The following is a 23,702-nucleotide window of genomic DNA, read 5'->3' on the forward strand; positions in this document are numbered from 1 at the left end:
ATCTTTGGCGTTGGCACGACGGATGGTGAACGGCGGGATCGCATGTTGAAGCTGCTTGATTTGGTCAAGCTCCCTCGTGCCTTTGCCGATAGGATGCCGCGGCAATTGTCAGGTGGTCAAAAACAGCGCGTTGGAATCGCGCGGGCCTTTGCGGGGGACGCCCGCATTGTTGTGGCGGATGAACCGGTGTCGGCCCTGGATGTTTCGGTCCAGGCCGCGGTGACTGATTTGTTGATGGAAATTCAGCGTGAACACAAAACGACGCTGCTTTTTATCAGCCACGACCTGAGCATTGTACGCTATCTCAGTGACCGGGTGATGGTGATGTATTTGGGGCATGTGGTCGAACTTGGAACAACAGATCAAGTCTTTGCCCCGCCATATCACCCCTATACCGAGGCGCTTTTGTCGGCGGTTCCGATTGCCGACACCAGCATTGAAAAACAGCATATCGTCCTTGAAGGCGATATTCCCTCGGCAATGAATCCGCCGCCCGGATGCCCCTTCCAAACCCGATGCCGGTGGAAATCACAGGTTCCCGGAGGGCTTTGTGAACAAGAAGTGCCGCCAATCAAAACCCTGTCCCACGCGCATCAGATCAAATGCCATCTGAGCGATGCACAATTGAACCAGATGGAACCAGTGATCAAAATCGCTGCTGAGTAACGAGCGGGCTGTCAACTAGTCGACGTCCAACTCATGTTCGAAGCGGGCATCCGTCAGGGTTTTCATGAAGGCGACTAGCGCGTCAATCTCACGGTCCTTGAGAGCCGGGCCGTGGGTTAACTCTTTGACGGCAAGGGTTTGAGGAACCTCAGGCATGCCAAAAACGACACCGGTTTCTGGGTTTATCTGACGGGCTTGGGCCGTTGTGTTGTAGCGGTTGTAGAACAGAACAACCGTCCGCAAATCATCAAACACGCCGTTGTGCATATACGGCCCGGTAACCGCGACATTTCGCAATGTTGGAACTTTGAACTTACCGGCCTGATTTGGATCAGTGACCTGTGGGTTGGCCAAAAGACCCAAATCCTTGCTGACAACCCCATTTTCGGCCCGCAATGATGTGTTCACCGGAACGCCAATATTGTGGAATTCGTAGTTGCTAAACGTTTCTTGTGGATGAATCTGGCTGCGCTGCAATTGATGACAGAGGTTACAGTTGGTGAATTGCTCGGAAAAGAACAGGATACGCCCTAGCTCTTCTTCTTTGGACAGTTCAACTTCGCCACGCAGAAACCTATCATATTTACTATCGAAGGGTGCAAATTGCTCTGTCCTTTCGAACATAGCGATAGCCTGAGTCATGGCTGAATACGCTTCATCTGGTCGGGTCAGAATGCCTTGATCAAACAGGCTGTCAAATGCCGCAACATAGTCTGGATTTTCAGCAAGACGCGCAACGGCATCCGCTTTGCTGGCCAAACCCATTTCGATTGGGTTGAGCGGCGGCCCGCCAGCTTGCTCCATCAAATCAGCGGCCCGACCATCCAAAAACTGACCACCAACCCAAGCTCCGTCCTCACGTTGATGGAAAGGTGGTGCAAAACTGGCATAGCTCGCCGTTGGTGCGTTTCTATCGCCAATCGACGTCCCATCATCACCCAACGATGCGGACCCTCTTGGATCGGCAAAGCCATTGTCCGGCGCGTGGCAGCTTGCACAGCTTTGCGTGCGGTTTTTTGACAAATTTGTATCAAAGAACAATGCTTCTCCGAGGGCTTCGATACTCGGATATGAGGCTGGCGCATCCTTCGCACCGCCGAAACCAGGCAAAGCCAACATAGAAACCAAGCAGATTAAAACTGTTTTCTTCATATCTCACCTCATCCGCCTCCAGACTCACGGCGGCCAAGCGTCTTGTTTCAATCACGAGAGGTCGCTGCAAGCACAAACGACGATGAGCGACGGCCCCCTGTTGCCAGTCGGTTCGGTGGTCGTTTTTTTTCAGTCAGCGCACGACAATATCATAGGTCATTGCATGCTCAGCCGTTGAAAATACCGCCGCGCCTAGGGCGCACCATCGAAGAAATCGTCCCTTTTTCTGGAAGATGTTGCAGGGTGTGCTCCAATGCTTGAGCCCTAAGACATTGTCCGCGCCCTCTGAGTTGGTTTTCGACGATTCTTTTTGACATAAAACGGGGATATCGTTGAAAGCGCCAACAATTCTTTTTGGAGGCGCAACGGAATTTTATATTCGAAACGAAAGTCTGATACGTCCTCGTAAATGGCGCTGACCTGAGCCTTGATGAGCTTGCCGTCAAAATCGAAAACAGTGGTTGTTTGACGAAGTTTGACCAGATGCGTGTCAAACATAACTGGTTCTTCCGGCATAATTCGGCAGCCACCACGGCCTAGCGTCGTTACAAATGCCGGAATTCGGTCAATTCCCAAGCGGAGCGTCACCGGGATGCGACAGGCTTTGCGATTGTACAGCATGGCCATAGCCATTCTGTAAACTGTGTCGAACAAATACAAAACGCCAATCACAATTCCGACCAGAACAACCACGATCCCCATGCTTAGAGTTCTATCTTTGGCCAGCACGCGATTGACTGCTTCCCAATCGATTTCACCGGTCGAAAGGATGCCCCCTTCTCTCTCTTGCTGGATATCTTGAAAAATCTTCCCATCTGAATCAGCGCACGCAATGAGGGCTTGTTGGTTCAGGTCACGAAGCATTCCTTTTAGCCGAGGCGTGTTTCGGATTTCCGCAGTCGCGGCAATCTTTTCTGCCTCACTCACTAAGTCGGCAACAGCCATAGAAAGACTCTGCAACCCATTTTCTCGCAGTTGAGCAATCAGATGTTGATCGTCGATACTGTCTAAAATGTCCCCGAGTTGTACGGATCGTTGCACTGAAATCGGACCGTCAGAGTCCAAATAGCTCACCAAGACGTCAGAAAGATGGGCAAGTTTAGGCGGCATTTGACAGCTTTGAGCAGCAGCTTGAAACGCAATTGCCCATAGAAATACAAGCGCTAAAGCCCCGACTTTACGCCCAAAAACCAACAAGTCACACACCCATGCCATAGCCAAATCCGCATGTTTCATCACAAAAGGCATGATGACCCAAAACAGATAATAACATCTAAAGGCTTAGCTGCCCCAAATTTTCTTGACGTAGTTTTTAGTCTCACGATACGGCGGCACACCGCCGTATTTGATCACAGCCCCTGGCCCGGCGTTGTAAGCGGCAAGCGCCAAGCGCCAGGACTTGAACTTCTTATATTGCATCTTGAGGTAACGCGCACCGCCCTCAAGGTTCTGTTTTGGGTCTTTCGGGTTCACCCCCAAAGACTTGGCCGTTGCAGGCATCAACTGCGCCAGCCCGATCGCTCCAGCATGGGATTTAGCCTGAGGGTTAAAGTTGGATTCCTGTTTGACCAAACGAAGGAACAGATCCTCAGGAATACCATGTTTACGCGCCGCAGCACGCGCCATCGCGGCATATTCGCCGTTGTAACGACCGCGATACTTGGGCACCGCCCCTTCGGGACCAGCCGGAATATCACCGTATTTTGTGGGTGTTACAACAGTCGGGGGTTTCAGGCGAACCGAATTATTGTACTGTTGAGAGGCGCGATTATCCAGCACACTGGTTTGACTCGAAAACAACCTCGCCCGGCTTTTCGTCGACAAAACATCAGCCAAAGCCGCCTGCCCCGTCATCCCTAAAACCAGCGTCGTCACCACGCCAAAACGCAATCGCACCATGATAGCCACCCGCCCATCATTTTTTCATTGCGGGCAATATACGCGAATTTAAAGTTTCCGCTAGTCTCCGATGCGCAGGGCCTTTGTTTCCGCCTCATCGCTGGTATAGGTTCGGCAAACATTTGCCGAAAGATTCGCACAAGAGCGCAAGGAGAGAGTATGGCCGGTTCCGTGAACAAGGTGATCCTAGTGGGTAATCTGGGACGTGATCCCGAGGTCCGTAGTTTTCAAAACGGCGGCAAGGTCTGCAACCTGCGCATCGCCACATCCGAAAACTGGAAAGACCGCAACACCGGGGAACGCCGGGAAAAAACCGAATGGCATTCGGTCGCGATCTTCCAAGAGGGTCTGGTCCGTGTTGCCGAACAATACCTGCGCAAGGGGTCCAAGGTTTACATCGAAGGCCAATTGCAAACCCGCAAATGGCAAGATCAATCCGGCCAAGATCGCTATTCAACCGAAGTGGTCCTTCAGGGCTTTGGCGGCACCTTGGTGATGCTCGATGGTCGTGATGGCGGCGGCGGCGGTGGAGGCCAAGGTGGCGGCTACGGCGGTGGCGGAGGTGGTGACTATGGCGGTGGCCAAGGCGGCGGCTATGACGATCCCGGCTATGGCGGTGGCCAAGGCGGCGGTGGCGGCGGCGGTCAGGGCCAATCGCGCCCACCGGCCCGCGATATCGACGACGAAATCCCGTTTTAAAACCCAAGGCCGGCCAATGCGCCGGCCTTTTTCTTTGCCCCAGAGCCCGCCAAGACACCCAACTGGCATCTTGTGGCATCTTGCCCTAACGCCTCTTTGACCTCTCGACACATCCCACCATACGACGGGTCCATCACACCGCCGCGCACCTGAATCAAGCGCGCGGAAGCGCATAATGTAACAGCGTTATCGGCGATCAGATCAGCTGATCTTTTAGCAAGGTCAGCACCTTGTCAGATGGGACATCTGCGGTGACAAAGCTGTCGCCAATGCCACGCGCTAGAATAAACCGAAGCTGGCCATCCACGACCTTCTTGTCCTGCCCCATAAGCTCCAATAGCGCTTCGGCCCCCGGCAAATCGCCCGGAATATCCGACAGATCGCATTTCATCCCCATCGCTTTTAGGTGCGCGCGCACCCGGCTTGGGTCTTCCTGACTGCACAAACCCAAACGCGACGACAGCTCAAAGGCCAAAGCGCAGCCAATCGCCACCCCTTCGCCATGCAACAAGCGATCCGAGAACCCGGTTGCCGCCTCAAGAGCATGGCAAAACGTATGACCAAGGTTAAGCAAGGCTCGGTCCCCTTGCTCGGTTTCATCCCGCAAAACGATCTCGGCTTTCATTTCAACCGACCGTTTGACCGCATAAATTCGGGCCTCTGCATCACCTGCCGCTGCCCGTTCTCCATTAGCCTCAAGCCAATCCCAGAACGCCGCATCCCCCAGCAACCCGTATTTGGCCACCTCGCCATACCCGGCAAGGTAATCGCGTTTTGTCAACGTTCCCAGAACGTCGATATCGGCCAAAACCAGCGAGGGTTGGTGAAAGGCGCCTATCAGGTTTTTCCCTTGCGGGGCATTGATCCCGGTCTTGCCGCCCACCGAACTATCGACTTGCGCCAACAAGGAGGTGGGGATTTGCACAAACCGCACGCCACGGCGCAAAACGGCCGCGGCAAAGCCCACGAGATCCCCAATCACACCACCCCCGAGGGCGATAACGACATCGCGGCGCTCGACTTTTTGCTCCAAAAGCCATTCCACGGTGCGGGTAAAATGCGGCCAGCTTTTGGTCGCTTCCCCGGCGGGCAAAGTCATCGAAACGTGTTCGATCCCTTCGGATTCTAGGGCACGGGTCAGTGTTTCTAGGTGTAAGGCCGCTACGTTTTCGTCACTAACGATAGCAACGCGCTGACGTTTGAGAAACGGCGCAATATGTGCCCCGGCCTGATCCAAAAGCCCCTGCCCGATCCGCACGTCGTATTCACGGCCCTCTAGGGGAACTTCGACCACTTCGATCATGTCACTACCTCCAAAACATCCGGGCGCTCTTGCAGCAAAGCGTCCTGAACACGCCGCCCCATTTCTTCAAGTGATGCGCCACCACCGGAAAGCACCGACATATCCGCCAAAGAATAAATAGGGACCCGTGCTTCAAAAATTTCGCTCAAGGTTTTCTTGGGGTTCTCAGTTTTCAACAACGGACGTGTGTCCTTGTGACGTACCCGTTCCCACAAAACCTCAAGGTCTGCATTCAGCCAGATTGACACGCCTTTTTCGGTGATCATTTGGCGATTGCGCTCCGCTAAAAACGCTCCGCCTCCGGTCGACAACACACAAGGCGTACCCGCCAAAAGCCGTTCAATGACCTGGCTTTCCCTGTCGCGAAAAAACGGTTCGCCGTCGCGAACAAAGATTTCGGCGATGCTCATATTGGCCGCTTCTTCGATCTCATGATCGGAATCGAGGAAGTCCACCCCGAGCTGCGCCGCCAATGTGCGGCCCACTGCCGTCTTCCCTGCGCCCATCATGCCTACCAAAACCACGGTCTTGCGCAAAATCACGTGTTTGTGGGGTTGCTCCTCGGCCATCTCTCGCTCATTCCTTATTTCGTTGCGTGAATGACGTGAACCGGCCAAAAAGGCTAGGTATAAGTTCGAAAAAACGACGTGGCAGGGAAACGATCCATATGGGGCGCTTATTTAAATGGCTGTTCATTCTGGCTTTGCTGGGGGCGCTTGCCCTTGTGGCCTATGCCTATATCGGCCCGTTTTTTGGTGCAGATTTCAGCCCGCCACAGACCGAAATCCATGTACCTGTTGAGCTGGATGCGAATTAATCCGATTCTCTTGGCCGGTTTGGCCTTTGCGACCCTGCCCGGTTTTGCCGCAGGTCAAAGCAACCCCGCCGCACAAAATGCGCCGGTTGCCCAAAGCGCTTTGCCACCGCAAATCGAATCAACCCCCTTGGAGTCACAAGGTCCCGGTGCTGTTGGCTTGCTGCCCAGTACAAAAACCGGCCTCCCGGCGAGCCTCTGGCTTGGCTCCGATCCCGAAACATTGTCAAACCTGATCCGTGCGGTTGACCAACCGGTTCCCGCCCTGCGCAATCTGATGCGTACCTTGATGGTTGCCGAAGCTGATCCGCCCGCCGGAGGTGCCGCGTCGGTTGCCCATCTTGGTCATCGCCTCGATTGGCTGTTGGACCACGGGTCGGTCGACGAAGCCTTGGCCATGCTCGACATCGTCGGCGTTGATGACCCGCACCTTTTTTCCCGTTGGGCCGATCTCAACCTTTTGGTCGGGCGTCCTGAACCTGTTTGCCGAACCTTGCTGGCGCGTCCGCGCTTGTCAGGTGATTTTTCGTTGCGGATTTATTGCACCGCGCGGGGGGGGGATTGGAACCGCGCGGCCTTGATCCTGCGCAGTGCCGAAACTCTGGGCGAATTGGATACCCGGAAATCTGATCTTTTGGCGCGTTTTCTTGATCCCGAGCTGCACGAAGAGAGTCCGGCGTTGTTGCCACCAGTCCGGCCAACACCGCTTGAATTTCGCCTGTTTGAAGCTCTGGGCGAGCCCCTGCCCACCGCGCCACTGCCCTTGCAGTTTTCAGTTCTTGATCTCAACGGGGACAATGGGTGGCGCGCACAAATCGAGGCCGCCGAACGACTGGCCCGTATCGGCAGCCTGCCCGCCAATCAACTCCTTGGCCTATATACGCAACGCCAAGCCGCGGCGTCGGGCGGGGTTTGGGACCGTGTCAGCGCCCTGCAAAGCTTTGAACAAGAACTCACACGCGGTCGCCCCGACGCGGTTTCGAGCGCTTTGATTGACGTCTGGCCACAAATGCGCAGCGCACGTTTGCTTGACCCATTTGCCGACCTATTCGCCGCGCCTTTGTCGAAATTGCCCCTGTCAGGACGGGCCCAAGGCATTTTGCGGCGGGCGGCATTTTTATCGCCTCAGTTTGAGGAATTGGCCGCAACCCTGCCGCAAGACAATGCCGAAACGCGGTTTTTCACCAGTATCGCGCGCGGTGAAACCCCATCCCAAGACGATCGACCTGACCTTGATCATGTTGCGCCTGTGGCTTTGGGTTTTGCCGCAACGGACATCCCAACACCGCTACAGGACCACCTAAAGCAAGGACGTTTGGGCGAGATCATTTTGCGCGCCATGTCGCTTTTTGCCAGCGGGGCCCAAGGCAACGGTCAAGATTTGACCGATGCTTTGGCAACCCTGCGGGGCATCGGGCTTGAGGAAACGGCCCGCCGCGCGGCGCTGCAATTGATAATTCTTGACGCCGAAAGGGCCCGACGTTGACCCCCAATCGTTGGATCTCCGTTTTTCTTGAGGCCATCGCCGCCGAACGTGGCGCGGCCTCCAACACCCTTGCCGCGTATGAACGTGACCTTGATCACGTTTCGGTTTGGCTGGGGGATCAAGGTTCGGACTTTTTGGCCGCAACTCGCGCCGATATAGAAGCCTATCTGGTGCACTGCGATATCCTTGGGCTGTCCCGTGCCACCCGCGCACGACGTTTGTCGTCGATCAAACAGCTCTATCGTTTCGCCTTTGAGGAAGGGTTGCGCGTCGACAACCCAGCCGTGCAAATCACCGGCCCCGGCCGCGATAAACGCCTACCGAAAACCTTGTCCACCGACGAAGTGGACCGCCTCCTTATCGCGGCGAGCGCCCATGGTCGAACCCAACATGACCGGTTGCGAAATACCTGTTTGATGCAGGTTCTCTATGCCACCGGAATGCGGGTGACTGAGCTTGTCTCGTTGCCCGTGTCCGCTGCACGCGGTGACCCGCGCATGTTGTTGGTACGTGGGAAAGGTGACAAGGAGCGCATGGTGCCGCTATCACCGCCGGCGCGACGGGCCTTGGCCGACTGGCTAAAGGCGCGAGATGCTCAGGATGCTCTGGCACAGGACAAGGGCAAAGCGACTTCGGCCTATCTCTTCCCATCGCGGGGAAAATCCGGCTATCTGACCCGGCATGCCTTTTACATGTTGATCAAAGAGTTCGCCGTCGAGGCGGGTGTTTCGCCGGACAAGGTCACACCGCATACTTTGCGACACGCCTTTGCCACGCATCTTTTGGCCAATGGCGCGGATTTACGGGCGATCCAAACCCTTCTTGGCCACGCGGATGTGGCGACAACCGAAATCTATACGCATGTGCTTGAAGAACGGCTCAAAGAGCTGGTTTTGGAACATCACCCATTGGCCGAGGACTAACCGGCTTTGACACTTCGGCGCAAATTGGGTGGCAAAACATCCTCTGATGGCCAGCGCCCCGAGGTCAGACCAAGGTGATAGCCTTGCGTTAACCCAGCCCTCTCCATAGCGGCTCGCGCGCCGGTATGATCGTAACTTAGCTCAAAAACCTCGACTTTCCCTTGATCCAACACCACAAACCGCCCGGTCTGAGTTCCGTCATTCGGCGGCATGCCGATCACGCCGGCGTTGATCCATCGAACACCCCCTATGCGACGATCAAAAGGGATACCGCTATGCCCGGCGAACACATATTTCGGGGTGCGCTTTCCGGTCCGTGTCGCAAGTTCTCTTAGCTCTTCGTCAAAACCGGCTTGCGGCGAACAGGACCACAAAAAGCGGCTAATGTCTGAAACGCCTCCATGGATGCAGAAACAAATGGGGGCGCTTTCCCCACATCCAAAACTAATTGAATCCGGCAGCTCCATCATCCAATTGCGCGCGTCTTGATCAAGAGCCGCGCTCGCAAAAGAAAACCAACCAGCCGACAACAGATCGCAGGTTGTGCCCTCTTCAAAACCACAGCCGCAATCCCGCGCGCCGCTGGCAAGTTGCCTTTCGCAATTGCCTGCCACAACGGCGCATCCCCAATCACGGATCTCGGCAACCGTCTCCGCCGGGTTGCCGCAATAGGCCACCACATCACCCGTGCAAATACAGCGCTCCGGCGGGATGCTGCGCCGCTCGGCTTCGGCGCGCATCGCCTGAGTGGCTTGCAAGTTCGAATATGGGCCACCAAAGATCAAAACCGGCCCGTCTTCGTCAAAAAGATGCACATTGCGAAAGGCTTCCATGGCCTGCTCCCTTGATTGCGCGCCGCCCCGGCCCCATAACCTGCGTAACCATAAAGGAAAGCCCGACGCATGGAAGCCGAGACCAGCCTGATTGACTCCGCATTTTGGATCACATCCTTGTCAATTTTGGCGCTTTTGACCCTATCCGCCTTTTTCTCAGGCTCGGAAACCGCACTGACCGCCGCGTCGCGGGGCAAATTGCGCGCCGCCCATGACAAAGGGTCCCGTGGGGCCACAACTGCGCTGGACATCACAGAAGACAATGAACGGCTGATCGGGTCGGTTTTGTTGGGCAACAACCTTGTGAATATTTTGGCAACTTCGCTTGCTACGGCCTTGTTCACCCGCCTTTTCGGCGAAAGCGGCGTTGCACTTGCCACCTTGGTCATGACGCTCTTGGTTTTGATTTTCGCAGAAGTCCTCCCCAAGACCTACGCGATCACCAACCCCGAAACCGCCGCGGCGCGTGTCGCAGCACCGATTAGCTTTGTTGTGCGTTGGTTCGCGCCGGTGGTGTCGGCTGTGCGGCTATTGGTACGCGGTGTGTTAAGCTTGTTCGGCGTGCAAACCGATCCAGACAGCCATATTCTCGCGGTTCGCGAGGAAATTGCCGGCGCTTTGCAACTTGGTCATTCTGAAGGTGTGGTCGAAAAGGAAGACCGGGACCGCATTCTTGGTGCTCTGGATTTGGCGGAACGCACCGTCGAGGAAATCATGTTGCACCGCTCTGGTATCGAAATGATCGACGCGGATGCACCGCCTCAGGACATTCTTGAGCAGTGTTTGCAAAGCAGCCATACCCGTCTCCCGGTATTTCGCGATGACCCGGAAAACATCATCGGGGTTATCCATGCCAAGGACCTGTTGCGCGCCATGTATGCGCTTTTGGATGGGGCCGAAACGGCGGCGGATGCTCTCAAAGGGTTCAAAGTGACAGATGTCGCGATGAAACCCTATTTTGTGCCCGATACCACGGCTTTGGATGATCAAATGCGGCAATTTTTACGCCGTCGGACGCACTTTGCGCTGGTCGTCGATGAATACGGGTCCTTGCAAGGGTTGATCACGCTCGAAGATATTCTCGAAGAAATCGTTGGCGAAATCACCGATGAGTTTGACCCAGATGCCGAACAGGAAATTCGCAAGGCCGAAGATGGCGATTACCTGATCGAAGGCGCAATGACGATCCGCGATTTCAACCGGGCGACGGATTGGACCCTCCCTGACGAAGAAGCCAACACCGTTGCCGGTTTGGTCATTCACGAGGCTCAGATGATTCCAGTTGTGGGTCAGGTTTTCTCCTTCCACAACTTCCGCTTTCAGGTGATGGAACGAGAACATAACCGGATTACATTGCTCAAAATCCGCCCATTGGTTGGCGCAACCCCTCAGACACCTTAAGCAGCCTGAGAGCCAAGACGTTCCTCAGCCCCATCAAGGCTGAAATGTGACACGCATTGCGCCAGCTCGACCGCCTTTCGAGTGAGGATTTCAGATTCTGACAGTGTTTCCTGAAACATAGCTGAGTTTTGCTGGGTCGAGCGATCCAAATCCGCCATCGCATTGTTAATCTCCGAAAGGCCGACCGATTGCTCTTTGGCCCCCGATGTGATGTTCGCGACGTGGCCGCTGATCTGTGACACCGACTCGGCAATTTCACCCAAAGCCTTGCCCGCCCCATCAACCAATTCACTGCCCCGCGAGACTTCATCGCCACTGGCGGTGATAAGACTTTTGATTTCACTAGCAGCCTCTGAGGCGCGACCAGCCAATGCGCGTACTTCGCTGGCCACAACCGCAAACCCTTGACCACTTTCGCCAGCGCGTGCCGCTTCGACCCCGGCATTCAAGGCAAGCAAATTGGTTTGGAAGGCAATATCATCAATCACACTGGTGATTTTAGAAATCTCTTTTGACGAGTCCTCGATCTCGTTCATTGCCCCGACGGCCTGATCAACAACTGTGCCACTGGTCGCGGCGCGACCCTGGGCGTCTTGGACGATCCCATCAACATCTTCAGCGCTTTTGGCGGCCTGATTGACCGTGTTCGTCAATTCTTCCAAGGCTGCCGCCGTTTCTTCTAGCGTCGCAGCAGAGCGTTCCGAACTCACCGCAACCCGTTGAGCAGAGTCATTGATCCCCCGGCTGCGCCTCTCCAATTCTGACGACGCTGCGATGATATTGCCAATCAAATCGCGCAGGGTGTCGACGGTTTGGTTGAAATCCAATCGCAGTTTTTCATAGAGGCCCGAATACGCGGTGGTGATATCAACCTGCAGGTTTCCAGAGGCAAGGCCATTCAATCCTTCGGCCAGTTCCGCAACAATATCCTGCTGCATTTTCATATCAGCGTCGCGCGCCTCGCGTGCGGCCTCTTCTTTGGCCTCCAGCTCAGCCTTGCTCTTCATGGCGTCGCGAAACACCAATATACTCTGGGCCATTTGAGCCATTTCCGTCCGCCCTTTGGTATAGGGAACAGGGTCATCATAGTTGCCCTCGGACAAGGAATGCATTCTTGTTTTCAACCTTTTAACCGGTCGACTGATGCTCACGGCCAAAATTCCGCCAATAACGATGATCGCCGCGATCCCCAGCCCCATAAACGTCACTAGAGTGTTACGGACCTGGGCCGTCATGGCTTCGATGTCGGTCACAAATGTACCGGTCCCGACCATCCACCCCCAGGGTTCAAAAGGTAAAACGTAGCTCATCTTGGTTTCAAACTGCTCGCTCCCTTCGGTGGTGCCACGATTCCAAACGTAGTAGAATGCCCCACCATTGGGGCCACTTTGCACTAGGGCAATGCCTTCTTGGTAAATCTTTTGGCCGTTTTTATCTTCCAACTCCCACTGATTGCTGCCCAAAAGACTGTCACGGGGGTGCGACGTTACATTCGCCTGATAATCCGAGGCAAACATGTATTCCGTGCCGCTATACCGGACATGTGCAAGACGGTTCGCACCTTCGGCCTTGGCCTCTTCCAATGTCATCTCACCGGCTTCGACCTGAGCTTGCAAGGCCACCAACTGACTACGTGCGGTGTCTACGACGTCTTTTAAATGGGCCTCCCTCAGAGCATAGGTATTGCGCTCCATCATCGAGATCGACACCCAAGCCGCCCCAAGGCTGGCTGCAATAAAAAATGTGATCAACAAATAGACTTTGGTGGCGATGCTCAGGCGAAAGAGGGCAGTCATTCATGCGGCTCCGATAGTCGGTTTTGGCTTACATTTCGAACGAAACTAGGCCGCAAAAGTTTATCCCTGCTGAAATAAACAGCCGATCGCATACAAAAACATCTAAAGTTAAAAGTGTCCGACGCAACAAAAGCGACACAAGGCGTCGTGTTTGAAAAACCTATGGGCAACCGTGGCTTCTTAGACTGGTCTCAGATCCGTATATCCGCCGAAATCACCAGCAAGGAGACTGCTATGAAGACCACCACCCGTGTTGTCGTAATCGGAGGCGGCGTTGTCGGCGCTTCGGTCTTGTATCATCTTACCAAATTGGGGTGGTCCGATGTTATGTTGGTTGAGCGTTCAGACCTAACCAGCGGGTCAACATGGCACGCGGCAGGCGGGTTCCATACGTTAAATGGCGACACCAACATGGCGGCATTGCAGGGTTACACGATCAACCTTTACAAGGAGTTAGAAGAAATCACCGGCATGTCCTGTGGCTTACACCATGTCGGTGGCCTGACGCTTGCCGACAACCAAGACCGGTTTGACATGTTATTGGCAGAACGCGCCAAACACCGCTACATGGGCCTAGAAACCGAGATTTTCGGCCCCGAAGAGATTAAAACGTTTGCGCCCATTATCAACACGGATGGGATTCTAGGCGCGCTTTTTGATCCGCTTGATGGCCATCTCGATCCGTCGGGCACCACTCATGCCTATGCCAAGGCGGCGCGCCTTGGGGGCGCGGATATCGTCACACATACCAAGGTGATTGAAACCAACCAGCGCCCCGATGGCACATGGGATGTCGTCACCGACAAGGGCACTATTCACACCGAACATGTGGTGAATGCCGGTGGCCTTTGGGCGCGCGAGGTCGGGGCAATGGCCGGTGTTTACCTGCCACTGCACCCGATGGAACATCAATACATCGTCACCGACGACATTGCCGACATCCATGAACGCGAGACCGAACACCCCCATGTCATGGACCCGGCCGGGGAAAGCTATCTGCGCCAAGAGGGCCGCGGTCTATGTATTGGATTTTACGAACAACCTTGCCGCCCATGGGCTGTAGACGGCACGCCTTGGGATTTTGGTCACGAATTGCTCCCTGATGATTTTGACAAGATCGAAGACAGCATCGCCTTTGCCTATCAACGCTTTCCTGTTTTGGAGACCGCCGGGGTCAAATCGGTGATCCACGGGCCGTTCACCTTTGCCCCCGATGGCAACCCGCTTGTCGGCCCCATACCGGGGCTGCGCGGCTATTGGAGCGCCTGTGGTGTCATGGCCGGATTTAGCCAAGGCGGCGGTGTCGGTTTGATGTTGGCGCAGTGGATGGTGCAAGGCGAATGCGAGCGCGACACCGCAGCGATGGACGTAGCGCGCTATGGGCGCTGGATCACACCGGGGTACACCTTGCCCAAGGTGATCGAGAATTATCAAACCCGCTTTAGTGTCTCCTACCCCAACGAAGAGCTACCCGCCGCGAGGCCGCTTCGCACCACACCAATGTATGACGTCTTTGACAAGATGGGCGCGGTTTGGGGGCAGCAATACGGGCTAGAAGTGCCCAATTACTTTGCCGCCCCGAATGAACCGCGCCTTGAAACACCGTCTTTCCGCCGCTCTAATGCTTTTGAGGCCACTGCGCGCGAGGTCAAAGCCGTTCGCGAGGCCGTCGGGATCAATGAGGTCCAGAATTTTGGCAAATACGATGTGCAAGGATCGGGCGCGCGCGCTTGGCTTGACCGTATTATGGCGGGGCGCATCCCCAAGCCGGGGCGGCTTTCCCTAACGCCGATGTTGTCCCCCAAGGGGCGCATCATCGGGGATTTCACCGTCAGTTGCCTGAGCGAAACGCATTTCCAAATCACCGGTTCTTATGGTGCGCAGGCTTATCACATGCGGTGGTTTATGGCGCATGAGCCAGAGGGCGATGTGACCCTCGACAACGTATCGGACCGGCGCACCGGGTTTCAGATCGCCGGACCACGCGCCAGGGATCTTTTGCAGGCAGGTGCACACCAAGACATCTCGGACATGCGGTTCATGGATGTGCGTCAGGTCACCATCGGGCTATCGACCGCCATTGTGCAGCGGGTGAGCTATACCGGCGATCTGGGCTATGAAATCTATGTAGATGCCATGGAACAACGCGCCCTTTGGCAAACCCTATGGGACACGGGGCAACCTTTGGGGTTAAAACCCTTTGGCATGCGGGCGATGATGAGCCTGCGGTTGGACAAGTTCTTTGGCTCTTGGGGGCGCGAGTTTTCGCCCGATTATACGCCGGCGGAAACCGGTTTAGATCGCTTCATTTCATGGACGAAAACCACCGATTTCATCGGTCGCGCCGCTGCCGAGGCCGAGCAGAACGCCCCACCGGAGCGGACCTTGGTGGCCTTTGAGGTTGATGCAACAGACACCGACGTCAACGCCTATGAACCGGTGTGGATAGGGGGAAAGGTACAGGGGTTTTGCACGTCAGGCGGGTATTCTCACCATTTGGGCAAATCAATCGCGCTAGCTTTGGTTCCACGCGCAGTGGTGTCACCGGACATGAAGGCCGAAATAGAAATCCTTGGAAAGATGTGTAAATCTCGACTTTTGACCACCCCTTTGTTTGATGCAAACGGTGATCGAATGCGCGGCTGACACAACCACGGCGATATTAGCACAAAGAAAGCTCTGCGTGATTGTGCCATTTGCGGCTATGGTGCGGCCATGCTTGATATTGCCATTGTGATTCCCGCCGCCGGGGCCAGCCGACGGATGCGGGGCCAAGACAAATTGCTACAGGATGTTGGCGGCGTGCCGATGCTGCGCCGCCAAGTCGAAACCGCCTTGGCAACGGGCGCGCATGTCTGCGTGACCTTGCCCGATCATGATCATCCACGCGCCGCTGCGCTTCAGGGGTTGCCCGTGCAAATCGTCGCCGTGCCCGATGCCAATTTGGGCATGTCGGCCTCGCTCCGGCGCGGGGTTGGGATGTTGCCACGCAATCAACGCGCGGTGATGATCCTCCCGGCGGATATGCCGGACCTGACAACCGAAGATTTGCTGGCCGTCTATCAAGGGTTTTGCAACGAGGCGCATCCGACCTTGCAACAAGCCACAAGCGCCGATGGCACCCCCGGTCACCCGGTCCTGTTCCCAGCGGATTGTTTTACCGCGCTGATGGCCGTATCGGGCGATCAAGGTGCGCGCGCGGTTTTAAAGGCCAACAAATACCGGTTGCGCCGGGTCGCCTTGTCGGATGATCGCGCCCTTGTCGATCTCGACACACCCGAGGCTTGGGCCGCGTGGCGCGCCAAAACGGCCGAAATGGTTTAGGGGCTCCCTTAATTCAAACGCGACTTAAGCAATTCGGTTGGAGTCAGACCAAATTCGGCACGAAAGCATTTGGCAAAATGGCCCGGAGATTGAAAGCCGCAAGCAATCGCGACTTCGATCACCGGCATTTTGGTTTGTGTCAAAAGGAAATAGGCACGACGCAGGCGCAGATGCATGTAATAACGTTTCGGGCTTTGGCCGAGGTGTTTGTTGAACAACCGTTCCAATTGCCGCGTCGACACACCAATTTCAGCGGCGATTTGCGGGGGCGTCACAGGGAATTCCAGATTGGATTCCATAATTTCCAGCGCCGCGACGGTTGGGGCGTTTTTGACCCGCGTGCGCGCCGAAGCCTCGGCAGAGGCGACTTGTTGAACCTGTTGAAGCGTCACATAGTTCATTGATTCCGAGACGCGGCCGGAAAACTCTTCGCCCATATACTCGGCGACAAACCCCAGAAACAAATCAATCGCCGAGACGCCGCCAGAGCTGCTGCACCGCGTTCCATCCCCGACAAAGGGGCGTGGGCTAAGCTCGTGATCTGGGAACATTTCACGATAGGCATCGCGAAATTGCCAATGCAGGGTCACAGCCGCGTTTTCGACCAACCCCGCATAGGCCAGAACAAACGCCCCGGTGGTAAGCCCCGAGACACGCACCCCACGGCGCGCATGTCGCCCCAACCACACCGTCAATTTCGGGTCTTCTAGCGCGGCCACATCCGGCCCGCCAACGATCACCACCTCTTGGGGGTTGTGAATGTCGTCAAGCGATTGGCAGGTGAATTCACGGGTTCCAATAGACGAAATGGGTGTTGGCCCGCTGCTGTGGATCGACCATGTAAACAGCTCCTGCCCGGCGGTGTAATTGGCGTTTTGCAACGTTTCCAACGCCGACACCAAAGACAGCAATTGATAGCGCCCCATCAGGACAAAGTGGAAATGCTGTTGTGCCTGCATGGGTGCTCCCGGTTTGGTGCCAGTCTTTTAGAAGACGGACGGAAGCACAGAGTAAGAAAGCGCGCAATGATTCAGGCGCGTAGCTGCGAGACAACAAGTTGCGCCTGATAGGATTTCAACGACGGGCGCGCCGCAGCAAACCGCCGATTGCGCCGGTCGGCTTGGGCAAGATAGGGGAACAGTGACAACAATTCACCGCGTTGCGCCATGTCCATTCCCGCCAATGATAGATCACCGGGTTGAAAGCTTTCGGTCCAACATCCATCGGATTTGACCAACTCATGCCGATCAAACATCAGGTGGATATAGCGTAGCCCTTGCGGTGGAATGGCCCGGCGCACGCCCGCCAAGCCCAAAATATCTTGGGCGGCGACCAAAACCTCATCCTCACCAAAGAGTAGCTGTACCTGAGCCGAGCCCAGCGCGACGCGGTGTTGCGGAGAGACCATCATATCGCGCTTGGGCAGACCTGTGCCCAGCGCACCGGCAGAGATACGGATGGGCTGCAAGGCGGGAGCGGCCCGCAGGTCTGAGCAGCTCAGGGTCTTTGACCCGATCCAGCGCACCGGTTGAACGCCGCTGTCGCACGTTTGCACCAAATCACCGATGCGCACATGTTCGGCGCGCTTTTGCCCCTGTTCCATCTTGATCCGGGTGCCGGGGGTAAAACAGGGCGTATAGTTGATGTGCTCAATCTCAGAGAACGTCAGGGTCGCCCCATCTAGCCAGGTTACCGTACCATGTTCGGCCCCAAGCATGTCGATTGTGGCCGGGCCGGTGATGTTAAGCGTATCCCCCCCGGTTTCCCCAGCTTCGCCACCAGTGATTGTTGCATTGCCGGTGGCCATAGATGTTGCGGTGACGTCAAACTTGTCATCCCCATCTTCGCCCAGCGCGGTATCACCGACACCAAGGGTAAAGAAGTCATCTCCCGCACCACCAGACAGGCTATCAGCACCCGCGCCACCATCCAGCGTATCAGAGCCTGCCCCGCCAATCAGGGTGTCATCCCCTGCCCCGCCATCGGCACTATCGTCACCACCGCCGAGATCGACATTGTCATCGCCCGTCGACCCGGTAAGCGTATCGTCCTGTTCAGACCCAACCACAGTTTCGATTTCGGTAAAAGACGCGGTATTGGCCCCCGACGTCACAACGCCACTTTCGGTATCACCGGCCCCGTTTTGACTTAGGTCGATATGGGCACCGCTGGTCAGGTTCGAGAGGTCGAGCGTATCTGCATCACTTCCACTGGTTGCAGTTTCCCCCCCAACAATCGTGTCATCCCCAAATCCATCCCGGATGATAAACGTGTCGGCATCCGCGCCCCCCGATAGGCTGTCATCCCCACTATCGGCATCAAGGGTATCATCCCCGTCGTCGCCATAAAGAACGTCATCGCCCAAGGCACCCGCAAGGCTGTCATCCCCAGTCCCACCATACAACGTATCACTGCCATTGGAGGCCGTTCCGCCCCCATAAAGCGTATCGTTGCCCGCACCGCCATAAACAAGGTCATGGCCTATCGAATGGCCGACATAGTCATCCCCATCCCCGGCAAGAACCGTATCGTTCCCGGACCCGGCGTAAATGCTATCTGCGCCCTCCCCCCCGTAAAGGGAGTCATTTCCCCCGGACCCTTGCAGGACATCATCGCCAAGACCGCCAATAAGGGTATCATCCCCCGATCCACCATTTATGGTATCGTCGCCACCGGCCCCGTCGACATTCAGATCTGTTGTAATGCCCAGCGCAGTAACATAGTCGCCCTCATCGGTCAGACCCAAACGTTCGATCTCGGAGAAGGCGATTGTATCACTCCCCAAAACCATGTTGCCCATTTCATCGCCAGTATAGGTGACACTCACGCTCACCGGACTTGAATGGATTGTGACAAGGTCGCTGTCGCCCCCCCTTCGCCACCAACTAGCACGTCGTTGCCGGTGCCATTATACAGGCTGAAGACATCGCTGCCGTCTTGACCGTATGCGGTGTCATCGCCCGTGCCCAGAACGATGGCATCATCCCCCGTACCGGCATAAATGACATCATCCCCGGCTTCGTCATACACCGTGTCATCCCCGGCGTCGGTGATCAGAGTGTCATTGCCAGCTCCGGCCTGAATTTGGTCGTTGGCAGATACCCCGTCTTCGGCATCTAGGTAGTCATCCCCATCCCCCCCAAACAAAGTATCAGCACCATCGCCACCATAGATATGTGTTCCGGTATCCCCGGCAACAAGCCAATCATCACCACCGTTGCCTTTGATTTCAACAAGGTCGTCATCACCAACAATCGTATCGTTATGAGAGGACCCATCGATCTGTTCGATACCAATCAGCGTATCACCGGCGGCCTCACCGCCGCTTTCTTTGACACCGTCGGTCAGGTCAATGTCGATCCCGGAGCTTGAACTCCAATAGGCCGCAACATCCCAATTCCCAAGACTGCCGTCTAATGTGTCCGATCCTGTCCCACCTTCGAGTAGCGTATAGCTCGACCCGAGGGTCGTATTCCCGACAAGACTGTCATTGCCGGCCCCGCCGCTTAGCGTATCATTCCCATCCCCTGAAATCAGGGTATCATTGCCCCCCCCGCCATCAATGTTGTCATTACCAGCCCCGGCATCGACATACATCGCCTCATCGGCCCCAGCTCCCCAAAGGCTGTCGTCACCACTGGTTAAGGTAAAGGCTTCTATCTCTGAGAAGTTGATAAGGTCGCCGTTGGCCCCATTGGTGACCGTCCCGGTTTCATTGGTGGTGACCCAAACCGACAGCGGGCTCGACATATAGCTGAAATCAAGCGTGTCCGTGTCGGTGCCGCCTTCTCCGCCTTCGACAACATCATTCTCAAACCCGTAACGGAACCCAAAGGTATCTGCCCCGTCATCACCGTAAAGGCTATCGGACCCGGCTTCACCAAAGAGGACATCATCCCCAGTACCGCCATAGATTGTGTCGTGACCATCGCCGCCGTACAAATAGTCATGGCCACTTTGTCCATCTAGATAATCATTCCCGTCACCACTGCCCCATCCGTTTTCGCCAAGCAGTGTATCGTTACCAATGCCACCCAAGAGGGAGTCATCCCCCAAGTCACCTTGCAGCCAGTCATCACCGTCACCACCAAGCAAGGTATCCGCACCGATACCGCCATCAATCACGTCATGGCCGCTGCCGCCATCGACGCTGTCGTCACCGCTCAAGGACCAGACTTGATCGTTCCCGGCCCCGGCATTGATGCTATCGTCATCCCCAGACATGCCAAAGGCACCCGTCGCATCGTTGTTGTCGACCCAATCCCCATCGGCATCAAAGAAGAATTGGCCAATCTGATCATCGCCCCCCGTTCCGGTGACGACGCCGTCATTGGCCATCAAAACAACGCTTTCAATGTTGGTAAAACTCAGCGTCCCCCCCGACAGGAAATGCACCGTGCCACCTTCGGGATTCGCATAGCTTACGTAGTCAACGCCACTGACCCAGAGGACGTCATTGTCACTCCCGCCTTCGCCGCCATCAACGGTATCCCCTTCTGCACCATAGATGTGGTCGGCCCCATCATCACCCTGCATGACATCACTGCCGGCACCGCCGGTTAAAATGTCATCGCCACTCCCCCCAAACAAGGTGTCTCGACCGTCGCTGCCAATCATACGGTCGGCATCTGCTCCCCCTTGAACAAGGTCATCACCCCGCCCCGCATCAAGCCAATCGGACCCGGCGTCACCAGACAGGTTGTCGTTCCCATCCCCCGCCATGATCAGGTCGTCACCGCCGCCGCCCAACAATGTATCGGCGCCGGCGTCATCCCACCCGCCTTGAAGGTAGTCCGCATGCGCCCCACCGGTGATGTGGTCGCCCCCCGTACCACCGTCAATGAAATTTGCCCCATCACCGCCATCGAGCGTATCATCACCCTCTTGGCCATAAATCACATCAGCCCCAGCGCCACCGACCACGGTATCCGTTCCATCGCCAGCATAGACGGTTGTGTCGCCGTCCCCTGAGACTATGGACTCGCTACGGAAATCGCCGGACAAGTGTTGGTCGCCGTCATTGGTGACAAGCGTGTCAAAATACCCCCATTGCGTGCCGCCCCCAAGCGTCGCGTCACTGGTGCCGCCGTAACCGGATTGGCCAATCGTAAAACTTGTTGAGCCATCCGAAATGGTCAACGCCCCACTCGATTTGTCCAAAGACAGAGTGTAATTGGCCGGAAGCGTCGAAAAGTCCAAAGTTTGACCCGTACCACCTTCGGTGATTCCTGACCAAAATCCGGCCGAATTCCAATTGCTTGTGGTTACGCTATACAACGCCATTGCATGTCACCCAGTGCTTTGCCGCCAAAAGGCGACCCCCCGGGAGGGACGATAGCCACAGGACTATAAGGATTTAGGAAACAGAACTGGGCGCAAAAAAGGCGTTTACACCGAATTTAACTGGTATTGTCACTGCAACCGCGATGTCATTCCGGCCGGTCGGGTCTACCCCCTCTTGTCCCAAAGGTTCATGATCCGCCGCTGTTTTGATCGCCCCGATGCGCCCAGAAGACTTGTCGCACCATATCCTTCTCGTCACCGCTCAACAAAAATGGGGCAGCCCCAAAAGGCCGCCCCGTCCCAGCCCAGCGCCATAAGCGCGGGCTGTGCTGCATATTCAGTTGTTTGTTGCGACCAGCTTACTTGGTCAGAAGCGCGGCTTCGTGCTTCTTGAGCGAGCGGCGGGCAGAGCCATAAGCCTTGACACCTTCGGCGTGCTCCAACTCAGGGAACAGTTCAAAGATTTCCTGACGCTGGGCGTTGCCGATACCTTTAAGGCTATAGTCACCCGGCTGGAAGCTTTCGGTCCAAGCGCCGTTCGACAAGATCACCTCGTGGTTCTCGAACATGACGTGGATGTAGCTCACGCCGAGGCTTTCGACCTCATCCACACCGTCCAGACCGGTCAGGTGCTTGGCTGCGACCAGAACTTCGCGCTCTTCAAAGTACAGAGCGGTCTTGTCATTGGCGACCAACACACGGTGGTTTGGCGAGACCAAGAGGTCATGCTCAGGCAGGTTGTTGCCCAGCGCACCCTTCTGGATCAGGATCGGCTTGAAGTGAGGCTTGCGCGCCAGATCATGCCCGGTCAGGTCTTTGCGACCCAGCCACTTGATTTCCTGAATGCCGTTGTCCCGTGTGATAACACGATCCCCTTCGACCAGGTCTTCGACCAGACGCTCACCCGATGGGGTCGCAATCAGCGTACCCGGAGTGAAGCAGACGATTTCTTCGATCTCGAAGAATTCCATGGTGCCGGTGACTTCGCCGTCGCCATCTAGGAATTCGACGGTGCCGTCGGTCCCGTTGCCATTGCTGTCAGGTGTCTGGTCAACAATCCGCCAATCAACGTCACGCTCACCAGCGCCACCCAGATCGAGGATATCATAGTCATCATTGAGGTCGGGATCCGCGTTGAATACGCCTGAGCCGCCATCAACTGTATCGTCGAAACCTTCGGTCGGGCCATTGACTTGGATGTTGTCACGACCTTCACCGGCTCGGATGCTATCAGCACCGGCGCCACCGTCAATCGTGTCGTTACCGCGACCACCAACCAGAGTGTCGTCATCGCCACCACCGCGCAGGTCGTCTTCGTCGATACCGCCGTGCAAGAAGTCCTCGCCGGAGCCACCAATCAACGTGTCGTCGTCATCGCCACCATAGAGCGTGTCATTGCCAAGAGCGCCGTCGATCAGGTCGCGGTCGTTCTCAGTGTTGGGATCGGTCTCATCTACAATCTCAAGCGCTGCTGGAGCAGAACCATCAATGTAGTCGTCACCCTGACCGCCATCCAGCGTATCGGAACCATGACCACCAATGATCGAGTCATCACCTTGACCACCCATGACTTCGTCGTCGTCAATACCGGCGTCGATGGTGTCGTTGTCACCGCCACCGTCAATGGTATCGGCGTCGTCACCGGTAAAGATCAGATCGTCGCCTAGGTTGCCCTGAATGCTGTCACGACCATCTTCGGTGTTTGGATCACGATCAAAGCCCAGTCCGGCCAGCGGCGTGCCATCCGCAAAGGACGGATCGTCATTGGCGTAGTCAGAGAAGGTGTCGATACCCGCGATGATGGTGTCATCACCCTGACCGCCAAAGATGGTGTCAGCGCCTTGGATGTCGTTGACGTAATCGTCACCGCCGCCAAGATCGACAAGGTCATCATCAATACCCGGTGCAACACTGTCGTCACCGCCACCGGCGTTGATAGTGTCGGCGTCGTCGCCAGTTTCAATGGTGTCGGAGCCCGACGTGCCATCGATGCTATCCAGATCATCAGACGGGTCTTCGTCTTCGTCTAAGCCGTTCAACGGATCAAGCGGTTGCTGATCTGGGCTGACTGGGAAGACATCGGTGTCAATGCGACCGTCCTCAGGTTCAACAGTGACAACGAT

Annotated in this window: 19 protein-coding genes; 8 read left to right on the top strand and 11 right to left on the bottom strand. The window is 56.0% G+C overall.

Going from position 1 to position 23,702, the window contains the following annotated elements:
- Positions 1–666: oligopeptide/dipeptide ABC transporter ATP-binding protein (locus tag AC5EFR_RS04030; protein WP_493574674.1), on the top strand; the 666-nt coding region annotated here is incomplete at its 5' end.
- Positions 667–681: 15 nt separating this feature from the next.
- On the opposite strand, the gene AC5EFR_RS04035 is transcribed toward AC5EFR_RS04030, so the two are convergent.
- From AC5EFR_RS04035 to AC5EFR_RS04045, 3 genes are all read right to left on the bottom strand, one after another.
- Positions 682–1,818 (bottom strand): cytochrome-c peroxidase, encoded by a 1,137-nt coding sequence (locus AC5EFR_RS04035; protein WP_493574675.1) that lies wholly within the window; start codon positions 1,816–1,818, stop codon positions 682–684.
- 264 nt (positions 1,819–2,082) lie between these two features.
- A complete protein-coding gene (locus AC5EFR_RS04040) occupies positions 2,083–3,066 on the bottom strand; it encodes a hypothetical protein (protein WP_493574676.1) in 984 nt (327 codons plus the stop codon).
- A gap of 33 nt (positions 3,067–3,099) precedes the next feature.
- The gene (locus AC5EFR_RS04045; RefSeq protein ID WP_493574677.1) at positions 3,100–3,717 is read right to left on the bottom strand and encodes a lytic transglycosylase domain-containing protein; all 618 of its coding nucleotides are present in this window, start codon (positions 3,715–3,717) and stop codon (positions 3,100–3,102) included.
- A gap of 159 nt (positions 3,718–3,876) precedes the next feature.
- Between AC5EFR_RS04045 and ssb the strand changes: the two genes are divergently transcribed.
- The gene (gene ssb / locus AC5EFR_RS04050) at positions 3,877–4,416 is read left to right on the top strand and encodes a single-stranded DNA-binding protein (protein WP_493574678.1); all 540 of its coding nucleotides are present in this window, start codon (positions 3,877–3,879) and stop codon (positions 4,414–4,416) included.
- Between the two features lie 196 nt (positions 4,417–4,612).
- Here the strand turns inward: ssb and aroB are convergent, their stop codons facing one another.
- Together aroB and AC5EFR_RS04060 are read right to left on the bottom strand one after the other, a co-directional pair.
- Positions 4,613–5,719, bottom strand: a complete 1,107-nt coding sequence (gene aroB, locus AC5EFR_RS04055) for a 3-dehydroquinate synthase (RefSeq protein ID WP_493574679.1) — start codon at positions 5,717–5,719, stop codon at positions 4,613–4,615.
- Entirely contained in the window at positions 5,716–6,288 is a 573-nt protein-coding gene (locus AC5EFR_RS04060) for a shikimate kinase (RefSeq protein WP_493574680.1), read from the bottom strand. The genes aroB and AC5EFR_RS04060 overlap by 4 nt, the downstream gene beginning before the upstream one ends.
- A gap of 98 nt (positions 6,289–6,386) precedes the next feature.
- Between AC5EFR_RS04060 and AC5EFR_RS04065 the strand changes: the two genes are divergently transcribed.
- Genes AC5EFR_RS04065 through AC5EFR_RS04075 form a run of 3 tightly spaced genes read left to right on the top strand, consistent with a single transcriptional unit; the run spans position 6,387 to position 8,942 of the window.
- Complete coding sequence (locus tag AC5EFR_RS04065) at positions 6,387–6,536, top strand: hypothetical protein (RefSeq protein ID WP_493574681.1); 150 nt, start codon at positions 6,387–6,389, stop codon at positions 6,534–6,536.
- Positions 6,508–8,019, top strand: a complete 1,512-nt coding sequence (locus AC5EFR_RS04070; protein WP_493574682.1) for a hypothetical protein — start codon at positions 6,508–6,510, stop codon at positions 8,017–8,019. Before AC5EFR_RS04065 ends, AC5EFR_RS04070 begins: the two co-directional genes overlap by 29 nt.
- Positions 8,016–8,942, top strand: a complete 927-nt coding sequence (locus tag AC5EFR_RS04075; RefSeq protein ID WP_493574683.1) for a site-specific tyrosine recombinase XerD — start codon at positions 8,016–8,018, stop codon at positions 8,940–8,942. The genes AC5EFR_RS04070 and AC5EFR_RS04075 overlap by 4 nt, the downstream gene beginning before the upstream one ends.
- On the opposite strand, the gene AC5EFR_RS04080 is transcribed toward AC5EFR_RS04075, so the two are convergent.
- Positions 8,939–9,775 carry a metallophosphoesterase family protein gene (locus AC5EFR_RS04080; protein ID WP_493574684.1) on the bottom strand — a complete coding sequence of 279 codons (837 nt, stop codon included), beginning with the start codon at positions 9,773–9,775 and terminating at the stop codon, positions 8,939–8,941. The two genes, AC5EFR_RS04075 and AC5EFR_RS04080, sit on opposite strands and share 4 nt — an antisense overlap.
- A 69-nt stretch (positions 9,776–9,844) precedes the next feature.
- Here AC5EFR_RS04080 and AC5EFR_RS04085 point away from each other — a divergent pair, with 69 nt between their 5' ends.
- Positions 9,845–11,176, top strand: coding sequence for an HlyC/CorC family transporter (locus tag AC5EFR_RS04085; protein WP_493574685.1), 1,332 nt, complete (start codon positions 9,845–9,847; stop codon positions 11,174–11,176).
- Here the strand turns inward: AC5EFR_RS04085 and AC5EFR_RS04090 are convergent.
- Entirely contained in the window at positions 11,173–12,972 is a 1,800-nt protein-coding gene (locus AC5EFR_RS04090; RefSeq protein ID WP_493574686.1) for a methyl-accepting chemotaxis protein, read from the bottom strand. The genes AC5EFR_RS04085 and AC5EFR_RS04090 overlap by 4 nt on opposite strands.
- A 234-nt stretch (positions 12,973–13,206) precedes the next feature.
- Between AC5EFR_RS04090 and AC5EFR_RS04095 the strand changes: the two genes are divergently transcribed.
- Together AC5EFR_RS04095 and AC5EFR_RS04100 are read left to right on the top strand one after the other, a co-directional pair.
- Positions 13,207–15,618: a GcvT family protein gene (locus AC5EFR_RS04095; RefSeq protein ID WP_493574687.1), complete on the top strand. Its 2,412-nt coding sequence runs from the start codon at positions 13,207–13,209 to the stop codon at positions 15,616–15,618.
- Between the two features lie 69 nt (positions 15,619–15,687).
- Positions 15,688–16,296, top strand: coding sequence for a nucleotidyltransferase family protein (locus AC5EFR_RS04100; RefSeq protein WP_493574688.1), 609 nt, complete (start codon positions 15,688–15,690; stop codon positions 16,294–16,296).
- An 8-nt stretch (positions 16,297–16,304) separates the two neighbouring features.
- Here the strand turns inward: AC5EFR_RS04100 and AC5EFR_RS04105 are convergent, their stop codons facing one another.
- The 4 genes from AC5EFR_RS04105 to AC5EFR_RS04120 all read right to left on the bottom strand — a co-directional run bounded on the left by AC5EFR_RS04105 (position 16,305) and on the right by AC5EFR_RS04120 (position 23,702).
- Positions 16,305–17,255 (bottom strand): GlxA family transcriptional regulator, encoded by a 951-nt coding sequence (locus tag AC5EFR_RS04105; protein ID WP_493574689.1) that lies wholly within the window; start codon positions 17,253–17,255, stop codon positions 16,305–16,307.
- A gap of 71 nt (positions 17,256–17,326) precedes the next feature.
- The gene (locus tag AC5EFR_RS04110) at positions 17,327–19,123 is read right to left on the bottom strand and encodes a Hint domain-containing protein (protein ID WP_493574690.1); all 1,797 of its coding nucleotides are present in this window, start codon (positions 19,121–19,123) and stop codon (positions 17,327–17,329) included.
- A 2-nt stretch (positions 19,124–19,125) separates the two neighbouring features.
- Positions 19,126–21,579 carry a calcium-binding protein gene (locus tag AC5EFR_RS04115; protein WP_493574691.1) on the bottom strand — a complete coding sequence of 818 codons (2,454 nt, stop codon included), beginning with the start codon at positions 21,577–21,579 and terminating at the stop codon, positions 19,126–19,128.
- A gap of 359 nt (positions 21,580–21,938) precedes the next feature.
- Positions 21,939–23,702, bottom strand: a complete 1,764-nt coding sequence (locus AC5EFR_RS04120; protein ID WP_493574692.1) for a Hint domain-containing protein — start codon at positions 23,700–23,702, stop codon at positions 21,939–21,941.

The sequence above is a fragment of the Pelagimonas sp. genome, assembly GCF_058892305.1.

Bases quoted from the DNA above. Each gene is read 5' to 3' on its own strand.
- AC5EFR_RS04035 (WP_493574675.1), bottom strand. From the start codon at position 1,818: ATGAAGAAAACAGTTTTAATCTGCTTGGTTTCTATGTTGGCTTTGCCT.
- AC5EFR_RS04040 (WP_493574676.1), bottom strand. From the start codon at position 3,066: ATGCCTTTTGTGATGAAACATGCGGATTTGGCTATGGCATGGGTGTGT.
- AC5EFR_RS04045 (WP_493574677.1), bottom strand. From the start codon at position 3,717: ATGGTGCGATTGCGTTTTGGCGTGGTGACGACGCTGGTTTTAGGGATG.
- ssb (WP_493574678.1), top strand. From the start codon at position 3,877: ATGGCCGGTTCCGTGAACAAGGTGATCCTAGTGGGTAATCTGGGACGT.
- aroB (WP_493574679.1), bottom strand. From the start codon at position 5,719: ATGATCGAAGTGGTCGAAGTTCCCCTAGAGGGCCGTGAATACGACGTG.
- AC5EFR_RS04060 (WP_493574680.1), bottom strand. From the start codon at position 6,288: ATGGCCGAGGAGCAACCCCACAAACACGTGATTTTGCGCAAGACCGTG.
- AC5EFR_RS04065 (WP_493574681.1), top strand. From the start codon at position 6,387: ATGGGGCGCTTATTTAAATGGCTGTTCATTCTGGCTTTGCTGGGGGCG.
- AC5EFR_RS04070 (WP_493574682.1), top strand. From the start codon at position 6,508: ATGTACCTGTTGAGCTGGATGCGAATTAATCCGATTCTCTTGGCCGGT.
- AC5EFR_RS04080 (WP_493574684.1), bottom strand. From the start codon at position 9,775: ATGGAAGCCTTTCGCAATGTGCATCTTTTTGACGAAGACGGGCCGGTT.
- AC5EFR_RS04085 (WP_493574685.1), top strand. From the start codon at position 9,845: ATGGAAGCCGAGACCAGCCTGATTGACTCCGCATTTTGGATCACATCC.
- AC5EFR_RS04090 (WP_493574686.1), bottom strand. From the start codon at position 12,972: ATGACTGCCCTCTTTCGCCTGAGCATCGCCACCAAAGTCTATTTGTTG.
- AC5EFR_RS04095 (WP_493574687.1), top strand. From the start codon at position 13,207: ATGAAGACCACCACCCGTGTTGTCGTAATCGGAGGCGGCGTTGTCGGC.
- AC5EFR_RS04100 (WP_493574688.1), top strand. From the start codon at position 15,688: ATGCTTGATATTGCCATTGTGATTCCCGCCGCCGGGGCCAGCCGACGG.
- AC5EFR_RS04105 (WP_493574689.1), bottom strand. From the start codon at position 17,255: ATGCAGGCACAACAGCATTTCCACTTTGTCCTGATGGGGCGCTATCAA.
- AC5EFR_RS04115 (WP_493574691.1), bottom strand. From the start codon at position 21,579: ATGGCGTTGTATAGCGTAACCACAAGCAATTGGAATTCGGCCGGATTT.